Source organism: Thiomonas sp. 13-64-67 (genome assembly GCF_002282795.1).
Taxonomy (GTDB): Bacteria; Pseudomonadota; Gammaproteobacteria; order Burkholderiales; family Burkholderiaceae_C; genus Thiomonas; species Thiomonas arsenitoxydans.
Genome location: NZ_NCKP01000054.1, coordinates 23,677 through 36,658, shown reverse-complemented (window position 1 = coordinate 36,658; position 12,982 = coordinate 23,677). Strand labels below are relative to the sequence as shown.

The 12,982-nt window shown below is 62.1% G+C and carries 12 protein-coding genes and 1 riboswitch; of the genes, 9 read left to right on the top strand and 3 right to left on the bottom strand.

The genetic code is table 11. The features are described 5' to 3' along the window. The 9 genes from B7X30_RS12225 to cynS form a co-directional block, all read left to right on the top strand. On the top strand, positions 1-183 hold a 183-nt coding region (locus B7X30_RS12225), incomplete at its 5' end, for a hypothetical protein (protein WP_286730900.1). Positions 184-428: 245 nt separating this feature from the next. Continuing rightward, a riboswitch (guanidine-I (ykkC/yxkD leader) is annotated at positions 429-539 on the top strand. A gap of 49 nt (positions 540-588) precedes the next feature. Continuing rightward, the gene (locus tag B7X30_RS12220; RefSeq protein ID WP_013107488.1) at positions 589-1,578 is read left to right on the top strand and encodes an ABC transporter substrate-binding protein; all 990 of its coding nucleotides are present in this window, start codon (positions 589-591) and stop codon (positions 1,576-1,578) included. A 36-nt stretch (positions 1,579-1,614) separates the two neighbouring features. After that, the gene (locus B7X30_RS12215) at positions 1,615-2,472 is read left to right on the top strand and encodes an ABC transporter permease (protein WP_286730899.1); all 858 of its coding nucleotides are present in this window, start codon (positions 1,615-1,617) and stop codon (positions 2,470-2,472) included. 11 nt (positions 2,473-2,483) lie between these two features. Beyond that, positions 2,484-3,323, top strand: a complete 840-nt coding sequence (locus B7X30_RS12210) for an ABC transporter ATP-binding protein (protein WP_286730898.1) — start codon at positions 2,484-2,486, stop codon at positions 3,321-3,323. A gap of 68 nt (positions 3,324-3,391) precedes the next feature. After that, the gene (locus tag B7X30_RS12205; protein WP_286730897.1) at positions 3,392-4,129 is read left to right on the top strand and encodes an urea amidolyase associated protein UAAP1; all 738 of its coding nucleotides are present in this window, start codon (positions 3,392-3,394) and stop codon (positions 4,127-4,129) included. Between the two features lie 5 nt (positions 4,130-4,134). After that, a complete protein-coding gene (locus B7X30_RS12200; protein WP_013107484.1) occupies positions 4,135-4,860 on the top strand; it encodes a DUF1989 domain-containing protein in 726 nt (241 codons plus the stop codon). 74 nt (positions 4,861-4,934) lie between these two features. After that, positions 4,935-8,564 carry an urea carboxylase gene (uca, locus tag B7X30_RS12195; protein ID WP_286730896.1) on the top strand — a complete coding sequence of 1,210 codons (3,630 nt, stop codon included), beginning with the start codon at positions 4,935-4,937 and terminating at the stop codon, positions 8,562-8,564. Further along, positions 8,565-10,355 carry an allophanate hydrolase gene (gene atzF, locus B7X30_RS12190; protein WP_286730895.1) on the top strand — a complete coding sequence of 597 codons (1,791 nt, stop codon included), beginning with the start codon at positions 8,565-8,567 and terminating at the stop codon, positions 10,353-10,355. A gap of 38 nt (positions 10,356-10,393) precedes the next feature. Then, positions 10,394-10,837 carry a cyanase gene (gene cynS / locus B7X30_RS12185; protein WP_286730894.1) on the top strand — a complete coding sequence of 148 codons (444 nt, stop codon included), beginning with the start codon at positions 10,394-10,396 and terminating at the stop codon, positions 10,835-10,837. Between the two features lie 163 nt (positions 10,838-11,000). Here cynS and B7X30_RS12180 read toward each other — a convergent pair whose 3' ends face one another. The 3 genes from B7X30_RS12180 to B7X30_RS12170 are packed head-to-tail and all read right to left on the bottom strand — an operon-like array spanning position 11,001 to position 12,981. Beyond that, on the bottom strand, positions 11,001-11,531 hold the full coding sequence (locus tag B7X30_RS12180; RefSeq protein WP_286730893.1) for a hypothetical protein: 531 nt from the start codon (positions 11,529-11,531) through the stop codon (positions 11,001-11,003). After that, the gene (locus tag B7X30_RS12175) at positions 11,528-12,310 is read right to left on the bottom strand and encodes an N-acyl homoserine lactonase family protein (protein WP_286730892.1); all 783 of its coding nucleotides are present in this window, start codon (positions 12,308-12,310) and stop codon (positions 11,528-11,530) included. Before B7X30_RS12175 ends, B7X30_RS12180 begins: the two co-directional genes overlap by 4 nt. After that, positions 12,307-12,981 carry a cysteine hydrolase family protein gene (locus tag B7X30_RS12170; RefSeq protein ID WP_286730891.1) on the bottom strand — a complete coding sequence of 225 codons (675 nt, stop codon included), beginning with the start codon at positions 12,979-12,981 and terminating at the stop codon, positions 12,307-12,309. The genes B7X30_RS12175 and B7X30_RS12170 overlap by 4 nt, the downstream gene beginning before the upstream one ends. Position 12,982 lies beyond the last annotated feature (1 nt).

The window sequence follows — 12,982 nt, the reverse complement described above, 5'->3', positions numbered from 1 at the left end:
CTGAAGGAAATCCATGGAATGCAGAGTCTGCTTGAATTGTTACCCAAATTCAGGATGCGAGGCAATGGCATAGGTGGGGCTCTGCCGCGACGATCTGCCTCGAAGGTGTTGGTGCCGATTCAAAACTCCGGTGGTCAGTTTTCGGTCGGCGTCAACACGCAAAGTGAGATGCGTGAATGCTAGGAGCGCGACCAGGTCTGCGTGATTGCAGACGCGTTGCACTTGGTTTGGCCCTGTCTTCACTCGTCACCGTAGCCGATGCTTGAACCAATGCTCAATGTGCAATCCGCACCATGCCAGTGCCATAATGCTCATGAATGGTGCGTGTTGAGGAGGGCATCTGTTCGTTAGAACAGACTGATCATGAGGGGCTTTGCTTGGCATGGTTCCTGCTTTGTACGAGTTAGGAGGCGCACAGTTGAGTGCGCACTGAGGTGAGCTAGGGTTCCGGTCGCTCTTCGTTGGTTGCGATGCCTGGTCCGAGAGCTTGTCGGCTTTGCAACTGCAGAGCTCCACGGAGGGATAAAAGCCCGGGAGGACGCCCAAATGGCGCGCCTCCGAATCATCCCCGACATTCTGGAGCCCGCCATGTCCCTGTTGCAAACGCTTCTTCGCAAAGTTCTTCCTGCTGCTGGCATGCTCACGCTGGCGCTGCACCCCGTGCCCTCCTTTGCTCAAGTCACACTGGGCGTGTCCGACTGGCCGGGCTGGGTGGCTTGGTACGTCGCAGAGAAAGAAGGCTATTTCAAAAAATATGGCGCAGACGTCAAGCTGGTCTGGTTTCCGGACTACATGACCTCGGTCAACGCGCTCTCTGCTGGGCAGATCGATGCCAATTGCCAGGCATTGATCGATACCTTGTCACCTGCCGTGAAGAAGGTGCCAGCCAAGGTCATTCTGGTGACCGACAACTCGGCGGGAAACGATGCCCTGATGGTCAGCAACAACATCAAGTCGTTTGCGGAACTGAAAGGCAAAACGATCGGCCTGGAAATCGGGTCGATTGAAAACTATCTCGCGGCGACCGGCCTGCAGAAAAACGGGCTGAGCGAGAAGGACGTGAACTTCGTCAACATGTCCACGGGGGATGCCGCTGCCGCATTGATCGCCGGGAAACTTCCTGCTGCCGGGGTGTGGAATCCTTGGATCCAGCGCATTCAGACGCATAAGGCGGGACATCCACTCTTTACCAGCAAATCCGCCCCCGGCCTGATTCCTGATGTGGTGTATGCACGTGACACTGCACTGGCCGCACACCGCAAGGACTTCGTTGCCATGACCAAGGCCTGGTTCGATGCGGTGAAGTTCATTGATGCCAATCCGGCCAAGGCGGCAGCCATCATGGCGCCGCATGTCGGGCTCAAACCTGAGGAATATGCACTGAGCCTGGCAGGCACGAAGCTGTTTGGGCCCAAGCTCAATGAGGAAGCGATGAGCAAGAGTGCGTCACCCGTCTCGCTTTACACCAGCACGGCAGCCACCGGCGCGTTTCTCGTAAGCCAGAAGCAGATTGATGCCAGCCCCAATCCGGCAAGTTTCATCGATTCATCGATCGTCAAAGACGCGATGAAACCCTGAAAAAAACTCTGCTAAGTCCCCGTTAACGGAGATCCCATGAGCGCACAACCTCTGGATGCGGGCGGCAGCGTGCCGCTTGCCGCGCAGCCTTCCCAGCCTGGCGGACAACGTTGGCAAAGTCGCCTGCGTATCAGAGCGGCCATTCCGCGCTGGGTCTATATCGCCTTGTCCATCAGCGGCTTTGTGCTGCCGCTGATCGCCTGGCAGTGGGTCGCGGCCAGCGGATGGGTGGGATCGCTGTTCCTGCCGTCGCCACTTGATGTGGTGCACAGCTTCGTGGACTGGACGCAGAACGGTTTGTCCAATGACACCCTGATCAGCATTTATCGCGTGGTCATGGGCTTTGTTCTGGCGGCAGCCATCGGCGTGCCGCTGGGCATTTACATCGGTGCGTACAAATGGTTCGAGGCGCTGTTGCAGCCCGTTAATGATTTCGTGCGCTACATGCCGGCCTCGGCATTCATTCCGCTGGTGCTGCTTTGGGTGGGCATCGGCGAGGGCTCGAAGATTGCGATCATTTTCATTGGCGTGATCTTCCAGATCATCGTTATGGTGGCCGACGCGGTGCGACGTGTGCCGGAGAATTACCTCGAAGTCGCATACACCATGGGCGCGCGTCAAGGCGAAGTGATGCAACTGGTGATCTGGCGCGGCATTCTGCCGGAGTTGCTCGACATCCTGCGAATCAATATGGGCTGGGCCTGGACCTACCTGGTGGTGGCGGAGATGGTGGCGGCCAACAGCGGCCTGGGGTTCCAAATCCTGCAAAGCCAGCGCTTTCTCAACACGCCAAAAATCTTCGTCGGCATTTTCATTATCGGCCTCATCGGCCTGCTGTTCGACCTGGCCTTCCGCTGGATCTACCGCCTGGCCTTTCCCTGGAAGCGCGCATGAAGATGCCTGCCATGTCCCAATCCGAAGTCCATTTCGAGACGGTCAGCAAAAGCTTCAAGCGGCGCAACGAGTCTGCGTTGCTGGTGCTCGACCAAGTATCGCTGCATGTCGCGCCGGGCGAATTTCTGGTGCTGGTGGGCGCATCCGGTTGCGGTAAATCTACGCTGCTGCGCATTCTGGCCGGGCTGGAAACCTATGACAGCGGCCGGGTGATTCTGGACGGACAGCCGGTGCATGGCCCTGGCGCCGACCGCGCCATGGTGTTTCAGCACTACAGCCTTTATCCCTGGCTGACCGTGAAGGACAACATCCGCTTCAGCCGGCAGCTTCGGGTGGTGCGCGACCAGCTGACTAGCAGCGATGTGGAGGCTGCCTCGGGCCGCTCCGATGCGCTGCTCAGTCTGATGGGGCTGTCCCATGCGGCAGACTACTACCCCAATCAGCTCTCTGGCGGTATGCAGCAACGCGTCGCGATTGCCCGTGCGCTGATGAACCGCCCCAAACTGCTGCTCATGGACGAGCCTTTCGGCGCGCTCGATGCACAGACTCGCGAGGTGATGCATGACCTGATCCGCCATGTGCATCAGCTTGAAGGAACCACTATCGTCTTCGTCACCCATGACGTGGAAGAGGCGCTCTATCTAGGCGACCGTGTGGTGGTGATGGCGCCGCGGCCAGGTCGTATCGACAGTGTGGTCAGCGTGCCTTTTGGGCGCCAGCGCGAGCAGGACCTGAAAGCCACGGTGGACTTCCTCGGCCTTAAACGCCAGATCCTGCACCGCATCCGCGAGACTTCAGGCATGAAAACGAACCGGGACATGCTCGAACAACTGAGCCAGCAAGGTTCTTGACTTCAAACAGCATCGCTGGCGTATTGCGCGCAAGCGTTTCACTTCACCCTGAAAACATCCTATAACCCATGGCCCAATCCATTCATCCTGTCCCTGCAGAGACGTTTCTGTGGGAAGACCTCATCCCGGGAGGCTGTCACTGGTCTGGCGTGCTGCGGCGTGGCACAGCATTGCGTATTGCTGACCACACGGGACGTGCCAATCTGTCCGCCTTGTTTTTTCGCGCAGACGCGCCGATTGAGCGTTACAACATGCCCGACACCCTCAAGGCACAGCACACCGCCATGCTGACCAGTGGGCATGCGTTGTATTCGGATATGGGCCGTGTCCTATGCTCGATCATCGCCGATACCGCAGGCTGGCATGACACCATTGGTGGCGTGTCCACCGACGCTGCCAACCTTGCCAAGTATGGCGCGTCCAGCTACCAGACCGCGCGCAATGCCATGCACCGCAGCGCCGAGGATGGTTTGCTGATCGAACTGGTCAAGCACGGACTGGGGCGCGCAGATCTTGTGCCCAACGTCAATTTCTTCAGCAAGCTGACCGTCGACGAAGCCGGTCTGCTGCAGTTCGACACTACGCATGGCAAGGCAGGACAGTGGCTGGACCTGCGATTTGATATGGACGTGTTGGCTGTGTTTTCCGCCGCGCCGCACGCTCTCGACTCACGCACGGATTACGCCCCCAGCGATGTGCATCTCACCGCCTGGCGTTGCGGCCCGGCTGATGCCCATGACGACTGCCGCAACGCTTGTCCGGAAAACCAACGTGGTTTTTATCGCACCGAACTGCTCTACCGTTGACCATCATGAGTTCATTTAATCTTGTTGAAAGCCCGCTTGATCCCGCGCATGCGATCTATGACCATGTGCTGCCCGCTGGTGAAGGCTGGTTGCATCCCGTGCATGCAGGGCAGACACTGCGCATCCTCGATCTCGAAGGCAATCAGGCCGTCGACACGCTGTTCTACAGCGCAAGCGATTTAACCGAACGCTACAGCGCCACCGAAACCCTGAAAGCGGGAGCGATCTACCTCACCGCGGGCAGTCGCCTCATGTCCAGCCGTGGGCGTGAGATGCTCACGATCACCGCCGACACATGCGGCCGCCACGACACCCTGGGCGGCGCCTGTTCCGCCGAAAGCAACGCGGTGCGATACGCCCTGAACAAGCAGCCCATGCATTCCTGCCGCGACACCTTTCTCAAGTGCCTGTGGCAATACGACAGCGGCCTCTCAAGGGAATGCGGGGCCGCCCCAAATGCCCTTGACTCCCGCGGGGGGCGGGCCGAGCCCGGCTCGGCCCAGGGGGCGCTCACGAAACGTGATCTCACCGCCAACATCAATTTTTTCATGAACGTGCCTGTCACCCCGGAGGGTGGACTGGAGTTTGCCGACGGCGTTTCTGCGCCGGGCAAGTATGTGGAAATGAAGGCTGCGATTGACGTGCTCTGCCTGATCTCCAACTGCCCGCAACTCAACAATCCGTGCAACGCTTACAACCCCACGCCGGTACGCCTGCTGATCTGGAACTGATCGTTCTTTAACCGCGCCGCCGGGACGGCCCGGATGGTTTTGCGACAGCATGGGACGACCCAACCCAGCCCGCCATGTTCCACACTGTTCTGATTGCCAATCGCGGCGCCATTGCCTGCCGCATCATCCGCACCCTGAAACGTATGGGGGTGCGCTCTGTCGCCGTGTACTCCGAGGCCGACCGCGACAGCGCGCATGTGCGCATGGCGGACGCTGCGGTGTGCATCGGCCCAGCGCCTGCCGCGCAAAGCTATTTACGGGCCGATGCCATTTTGGAGGCTGCACGACAGACCGGCGCGCAGGCGATCCATCCCGGCTATGGCTTCTTGTCGGAAAACCCGGACTTCGCTGCGTCATGCGAGGCGGCTGGCATTGCCTTCATTGGGCCTACGCCCGCGCAGATGCGAGCGTTCGGCCTGAAGCACACTGCACGCGAACTGGCGCGGCAAAGCGGCGTGCCCTTGTTGCCCGGAACGGGGCTGCTGTCAGACGCGGGCCACGCGCTGGCTGAGGCCCGGCGCATCGGCTTTCCTGTGATGCTCAAGAGCACGGCGGGCGGCGGCGGCATCGGCATGCAACTCATCTGGAGCGAAGACCAGTTGGACGCGGCCTACGCCCGGGTGGACCGACTGGCGCGAGCCAACTTCAAGGAAGCTGGCATCTATCTTGAGAAGTATGTGCAGGCGGCGCGCCATATCGAGGTGCAGGTGTTCGGCGATGGCGCGGGCGGCGTGGTGCATCTGGGCGAGCGTGACTGCTCGGTGCAGCGACGCAACCAAAAGGTCATAGAAGAAACACCGGCGCCCCATTTGGCCGATGCCGTGCGCACTGCACTGTGCGACACCGCTGTGCGCCTAGCCCAAGGTGTGCAGTACCGCAATGCGGGTACGGTGGAGTTCGTGCTCGACGCGGAATCCGGCGCGTTCTACTTTCTTGAGGTCAACACCCGGCTGCAGGTCGAGCATGGGGTCAGCGAAGAAGTCAGCGGTGTCGATCTGGTGGAGTGGATGGTGCGGCTGGCCGCGGGCGAGGCGCCCAGCGCGGGCTATGTGCACCAGCCGCACGGCCACAGCATGCAGGTGCGGGTGTATGCCGAAGATCCGGCCAAGAACTTCCAGCCGGCCACGGGGCTGTTGACCGAGGTGCGCTTTCCCGCCGATATGCGGGTGGAAACCTGGGTGGAGACGGGGGCGGAAGTCAGCGCGTTTTACGACCCGATGCTGGCCAAGCTCATCGTGCACGGCAGTGACCGCGCGGATGCGCTCAAGCGCCTGCAGACCGCCCTGGCCGACACGCGGCTTTATGGCTTCGAGACCAATCTTGGCTATCTGCGGCAGATCGTGGCTGACCCCCCATTTGCACAGGGCAGACAGACCACGCGCTATCTGGAAGGCCTGCCTGCACAGGCGCGCACGCTGGACGTGCTGGAACCTGGCGTGCAGACCAGCCTGCAGGACTGGCCAGGTCGGCTGGGCTACTGGAACGTTGGCGTGCCGCCCTCCGGCCCCATGGACGCGCTGGCGCATCGCGCCGCCAACTGCCTGCTCGACAATCCGACGGACGCCGTCACCCTGGAGATCCTCCTTGCCGGGCCCACGCTGCGCTTCAACACTGACACCGTGATCGCACTGGCTGGAGCCGACATGGCGGCAACGCTTGACGGTGCGCCTCTGCCCAACTGGCGCAGCCATGCGGTGCGGGCTGGGCAGGTGCTCCAGTTCGGCAATGCAGCGTCTGGCACCGGGGGCGCGCGCGCCTATCTCGCGGTGGCTGGTGGTTTCGACGCTCCGCTGTACCTCGGCAGCCGTGCCACGTTCACCCTCGGCCAGTTTGGCGGCCATGCCGGACGCACGCTGCGCACGGGGGATGTATTGCATCTGGGGAGCAACGCGCGGTCGCAGCCAAGGCATGAAGTTGCAGGCGAGATGCTGCCGATGTACGCGGCGCATTGGGACATCGCCGTGCGCTACGGCCCGCATGGCGCGCCGGACTTTTTCACCGATGATGACGTGGACATGCTGTTCGCCACGGACTGGGAGGTGCACTACAACTCCAACCGCACGGGCGTGCGCCTCATTGGCCCCAAGCCGCGCTGGGCGCGCAGCGACGGTGGCGAGGCGGGCCTGCACCCTTCCAACATCCACGACAACGCCTACGCCGTAGGCAGCATCGACTTCACCGGCGACATGCCCATCCTGCTCGGTCCTGATGGCCCGAGCCTCGGCGGCTTTGTCTGCCCCGGCGTGGTCGTGGCGGCAGACTTGTGGAAGCTCGGCCAACTGCGTCCGGGCAATACCGTGCGCTTTGTGCCGGTGAGCCTGGATGAGGCGGCCAGACTCGAAGCCTTGCAGGACGCAGCGCTTCAAAGCTTAGGTGCGCCCGATACTGCGTTGCATGTCCATCCCCTTGACCCACCGCTCGCCGCCGCGCCCGTGCTGGAGTCGCCAATCGTTGGGCAGCGGGTTGTGCCCGATCATCCGGTTGGCGTGATCTACCGCGTAGCCGGTGACAAAAACCTGTTGGTGGAATACGGCCCGCTGGTGCTCGACCTGGAACTGCGCCTGCGGGTGCATGCGCTGATGCAGTGGATCGAAGAGCGCCAATTACCTGGTGTTATCGACCTCACCCCCGGCATCCGCTCGCTGCAGATTCACTACGACAACCGCGTGCTGCCCTTGCCCACACTGTTGTTGGCGCTACAAGAAGCCGAGGCGGCGCTGCCACCGGCTGAAGACATGGAAGTGCCCTCGCGCACCGTCCATCTACCCCTGAGCTGGGACGATCCCGCCACCCGGTTGGCTATCGAGAAATATATGGCCGGGGTGCGCAAGGATGCGCCCTGGTGCCCGTCGAACATCGAGTTCATCCGCCGCATCAACGGGCTGGAATCCGTGGATGATGTGTTGCGCACGGTGTTCGAGGCCAGCTATCTGGTGCTGGGCTTGGGCGATGTGTATCTGGGCGCACCGGTGGCTACGCCGCTCGACCCGCGCCACCGCCTGGTCACCACCAAATACAACCCGGCGCGCACCTGGACGCCGGAAAACGCCGTGGGCATTGGCGGCGCCTATATGTGCGTCTACGGCATGGAAGGGCCGGGCGGCTATCAGTTCGTTGGCCGCACCCTGCAGATGTGGAACCGCTGGCGGCAGACGCCCGTATTTAAGGACGACAAGCCCTGGCTGCTGCGCTTTTTCGACCAAGTGCGTTTTTTCCCGGTCAGCACCGAAGAGTTGCAGACCATCCGGGCTGACTTCTTGCATGGCCGCTATCAGCTTGACATCCGTGAAGATCGCTTCCGCCTGGCCGACTACCGCCGTTTTCTGGCAGCGCAGGCGCAGAGCATCGCCGCCTTCCGCGCCACACAGCAGCAGGCTTTTGCCGCCGAGCGCCAGCGCTGGGAGCAGACGGGGCAGGCCGACTGGAGCAGCGATGCCGACATCGCCAGTGCGGGCAGCGACAGCGAACTCGACCTGCCCGCAGGCGCCCGACCTGTCGCCAGCCCGGTGGCGGGCAGTGTGTGGAAGGTTCTGGTGCAGCCCGGCCAGACCGTCGAGGCGGGTGAGGCGCTGTGCATCCTGGAGTCGATGAAGATGGAAATCAACGTGGCTGCTCCCTCACGCAGCATTGTGGAGCGTCTGCTGTGCCGCGAGGGCGGCACGGTGAGTGCCGGACAAAACCTCATCATCCTGACGGAGACCTGAATGATCATCAGCCTGACCATCCCCGCTCTGCATGCCGCGTATCGCGACGGCAGTCTGACCCCCACGGCACTGATCGAAGAATTGCTGGCGCGCAGCGCACGCTATCCCGATCACGCCATCTGGATCACGCCGCCGGAGCGTGCGCGTCTCCTGGACCGCGCTCGTGAGCTGGAGGCGCATGGCATGGACGACCTGCCCTTGTACGGTGTGCCTTTCGCCATCAAGGACAACATCGACCTCGCTGGAGTGCCCACCACCTGCGCCTGCCCGGACTACGCCTACACGCCACAGCAGTCGGCCACCGTGGTGCAGAAGTTGCTGGACGCTGGGGCCATCGCCATGGGCAAGACCAACCTCGACCAGTTCGCCACCGGGCTCAACGGCACGCGCTCACCCTATGGCGCGTGCCGCAATGCGTTCAACCCCGACTACATCTCCGGCGGCTCCAGTTCCGGTTCGGCTGTGGCTGTGGCGCTGGGGCTGGCAAGCTTTTCACTGGGCACAGACACAGCCGGCTCGGGCCGCGTGCCCGCGGCGTTCAACAACCTCGTCGGACTCAAGGCCACATGCGGACTAATTTCCACCCACGGCGTGGTGCCCGCCTGCCGCTCGCTCGACGTGGTGTCCATCTTCTCCCTCTCTGCCCCCGATGCACAGCAGGTCTTTGCCGTGGCCCTGGGCGAAGACGCCGCTGACGCATACTCTCGCGCGGCGCTGCCGCATGGCTTTGACTTTGGGCGCGCGGCGCAGTTTCGCTTCGGCGTGCCTGCGCGCAAAGACCTGCAGTTCTTTGGCGACGCCGAATCCGAGCGCTTGTTCGACGCTGCGGTGGAGCGGTTGAAGCGTCTCGGCGGCGAGGCCGTGGAGATCGACTTCGCTCCCTTCATGGACACCGCACGCCTGCTTTACGGCGGCCCCTGGGTCGCGGAGCGCTACCAGGCGATCCGCGCCTTTGTCGACGCCAAGCCCGAGGCGCTGTTCCCCGTAACCCGTGAGATCACCCTGGGTGGCGCCAAGCCCCTGGCGGCCGATGCCTTCGCCGCGCAATATCGCCTGCGCGATTTGCAGCGTCAGTGCGCACCGGTGTGGGACGTGGTGGATTGCATCGTCACGCCCACGGCAGGCACCATCTATACCCGCGTCGAGATGCTGGCCGAGCCGCTTGCCCGCAACACCGATCTTGGCCTGTACACCAACTTCATGAACCTGCTGGACTACGCCGCCATCGCCGTGCCGGCAGGGTTCCGGGCTGACGGCTTGCCGCTGGGCATCACCCTGTTCGCCCCGGCGCATCAGGACGTGCCGCTGCTGCATCTGGCCGAGCGTTGGCAGGACGACCGCGCGCTGCCCTGCGGCGCAGTGGAAACCGAACCGCCCGTAAAACCCGTTTCACCTGTAGTTGCTATCCCCAGTGGTCAGGTGCGCGTGGCCGTGGTCGGCGCGCATCTCAGTGGTTTGCCGCTGAATGGCCAGCTCACTTCGCGCGGCGCACGTTTGCTGCGTGCAACTCGCACCGCGCCACACTACAAGTTCTACGCCCTGCCCGACGGCAAGCGCCCCGGGCTGATTCGCGTTGTTAGCGGTGGCGCCTCCATCGCCTGCGAAGTGTGGGAGCTTCCCGCCACGGCTTTCGGTTCCTTCGTTGCAGGCATTCCAGCGCCGCTGGGCATCGGTAGCGTCCAGCTTGAAGATGGCAGCAGCGTTGCCGGGTTCATCTGCGAAGGCATCGGCATCGAAGGGGCGAAGGACATTACTGCATTGGCTGGCTGGAAAGCCTATTTGCAGACCTGAGCGCTCTTCCATCTACGACCAAGTAACAAGGAGCTTCCATGAATCGCAACGACGTGACCGAGGCCATCATCACTGCCAAGATTGCCAAAGGCCTGAACTGGTCGGACGTGGCCAAGGCCGTGTGCCAGAGCAAGGAGTGGGTGACCGCCGGATGCCTGGGCCAAATGACCTTCAGTGCCGAACAGGCCGCTGTGATTGGCGCGCTGTTCGACCTCGACGCCGCGGCCGTGAAGCTGCTGCAGGTGGTGCCGTACAAAGGCGCATTGCCCACCGCCGTGCCGACCGATCCGCTGATCTACCGCTTCTACGAGCTCATCAACGTTTACGGCACGACCTTCAAGGAGCTGATCCACGAGGAGTTCGGCGACGGCATCATGAGCGCCATCGACTTCAAGATGGACCTCACCCGCGAGCCCGACCCCAAGGGCGACCGCGTGCACATCACGATGAGCGGCAAGTTTCTGCCCTACAAGATGTATTGATTGGTGGCTTCAGCCGAGGCACGCACCGGAGGCTAGATCCCCCACTGCGCAGTCGATCGACCAGTTCTTAGGCAGAACAACGCTTTGCAACTCGCGCCAGGGGAGGGTGCTGTGCAGGATGCAACCATCGTCTCCGGTGATCACTCCATAGGAGATTTCGAAGTCAGCCAGTCGCCTGAGTTCCTCGATGCTGGCCCGGTTGGCAGACGCACGCGACCAGATCGCCAGGGTTTCCGTGGCGTCCATTGCACGCGGCCGCCGCGCTGCTGCTGCGGGCGACCCAGCCGGACTGATCACTGGCCGGATCGCGTTCCCAGCGTTCGGCATAGTCCGCCTCGATGCCATATTCATCCAGCGCGCTGGCGCAAGTCGAAAAGGCCATCTCTCCTCTGTCGCGCAATCCTTTAGGGTGGTAGTCCATCAACCGGCGCCACTCGCAGCTTGTTCCGCTGACGACCGTGATGCCTGCAAACCCTTCTTGCCTCAATAGACACAGAAGTTGCGTGCGGCTGCAGTCTGCGAGTGAGCCGCAACTTGCGCAATCCGGCCGATCCGCCGGAATGCGCAGATCGGCATGCCACCGAGCGGTCTGCATCCACAGCACTAAGGTTCTGTCGTCATAAACCTCGGGAGCGGTCAGCAGCGTTCGGCGCCAAACGCCCTGGTAGCGCTGAGGAACGATGTGTTCGATCAATCGTGGAACTCCGGGAACTGGCGCAAGCTCTTCCAGAACGCGAGGTCGTGATTGGGCCAGAGCATGGCCTTTTCATTTGCTGCGAGGTTTTTGAGTTTGCGAATGCTCTGCACGGCTTGATCGTCCCGCTCCTGCCAGCAGATGCCAGGGGCGATTTCATCACGGAGGTTCTCTTCCAGATCGGCTGCATCGCCACACAAAATGACAGGCGCACCCCGCGGGAGTTCGACCCAGAGAGACATATGACCAGCTGTGTGGCCCGGGCTGGAAATCGCCCGTACACCGGGCACCAAGTCATACTCTCCTTGCATGATTTTCCAGCGATGATTTCCAGCAAAGTCATCAGGGAAATACGCTGGGTCCAGGCCGCTGCGCGCGGCCTCCATCTCGTCATGCTGCACATGCACCTCGGCGCCGCAGATTTCGCACAATCCTCCGGCGTGGTCGAAATGCAAATGACCGAGAAAGACAAGGTCGATGTCAGCCATGGTCAAGCCGAGCCGTTGCAGGTGATGTGGCAGGCGCTGCTCCTCCTGCATGTCGGGTGCGCCGAAGGCGAAGGTCTGCGGGTCGTAGTACCGCTCGCGCAGAGACTTGCTCTCAATCTTGCGATAGTCACAGCCCACGTCGTACAGGATGCGTCCCTGCGTGGTCTCGATCAAATACGCAAGGATGGGCGCTTCGATGATCTGCCCATTTCCCCGATTGCGCGTGGAGAGGGACTTGTCATAGCGATGGGTGGCGGTAAGAAGCGGCCATAGCTTGAGAACCTGAGTCATGCTAGCTCCTGTGTACGCGCGCCGATGGCTGCAGCTAGATCTGCACTTGAGCGCACCTCTCCGAAGATTCCGCCCTCTACGGCAACCATGTCCAGTGCCGCCTGGTGCAGCGAGGCGTCCGCCGAGGCGCATGCGTCAGTCGCGATCCAACAGTTGTAGCCATGGTCGACGGCACTTCTCAAGGTTGAGTGCACGCATACTTCAGTGGTCACACCGCTGAGAATCAGTTGGCGGATGCCACGTGCGCCGAGGATTTGCTGCAGGTCGGTTTGGTGAAAGGCACTGTAGCCGGGCTTGTCGATCACGCATTCGCCAGGCCTCGGTGCGAGCGTATCAATGAAGTCATGCCCGAATTCGCCACGTACCAGCAGGCGACCGAGAGGGCCGTCACTGCCTATGGTGGCGCCGGATCGCACCGAACGCATCAGCTTGCTCAAGGGACAGTCCGATAGATCAGGCCGGTGACCTTCTCTGGTGTGAATGATGAGCAGGCCCTGTCGCCGCGCCGCCTCAAGCAGGGTCCGCACACCGGGAATGGACGCACGCAGCGCCTCCACGTCCAGCCCTGCCTGTGCAGCGTAGCCGCTTGGGTCAAGGAAATCGCGCTGCATATCGATGACCAGCAGCGCCGTGTCGCCGCCAAAGGGAGAGAGTGGTGCGAGGTAGTCCATG

Excerpts from the sequence above, each read along its gene's own strand:
- atzF (WP_286730895.1), top strand. The coding sequence starts at position 8,565 with ATGATCATCAGCCTGACCATCCCCGCTCTGCATGCCGCGTATCGCGAC.
- B7X30_RS12220 (WP_013107488.1), top strand. The coding sequence starts at position 589 with ATGTCCCTGTTGCAAACGCTTCTTCGCAAAGTTCTTCCTGCTGCTGGC.
- uca (WP_286730896.1), top strand. The coding sequence starts at position 4,935 with ATGTTCCACACTGTTCTGATTGCCAATCGCGGCGCCATTGCCTGCCGC.
- B7X30_RS12170 (WP_286730891.1), bottom strand. The coding sequence starts at position 12,981 with ATGGACTACCTCGCACCACTCTCTCCCTTTGGCGGCGACACGGCGCTG.
- cynS (WP_286730894.1), top strand. The coding sequence starts at position 10,394 with ATGAATCGCAACGACGTGACCGAGGCCATCATCACTGCCAAGATTGCC.
- B7X30_RS12175 (WP_286730892.1), bottom strand. The coding sequence starts at position 12,310 with ATGACTCAGGTTCTCAAGCTATGGCCGCTTCTTACCGCCACCCATCGC.
- B7X30_RS12200 (WP_013107484.1), top strand. The coding sequence starts at position 4,135 with ATGAGTTCATTTAATCTTGTTGAAAGCCCGCTTGATCCCGCGCATGCG.
- B7X30_RS12205 (WP_286730897.1), top strand. The coding sequence starts at position 3,392 with ATGGCCCAATCCATTCATCCTGTCCCTGCAGAGACGTTTCTGTGGGAA.
- B7X30_RS12215 (WP_286730899.1), top strand. The coding sequence starts at position 1,615 with ATGAGCGCACAACCTCTGGATGCGGGCGGCAGCGTGCCGCTTGCCGCG.
- B7X30_RS12210 (WP_286730898.1), top strand. The coding sequence starts at position 2,484 with ATGTCCCAATCCGAAGTCCATTTCGAGACGGTCAGCAAAAGCTTCAAG.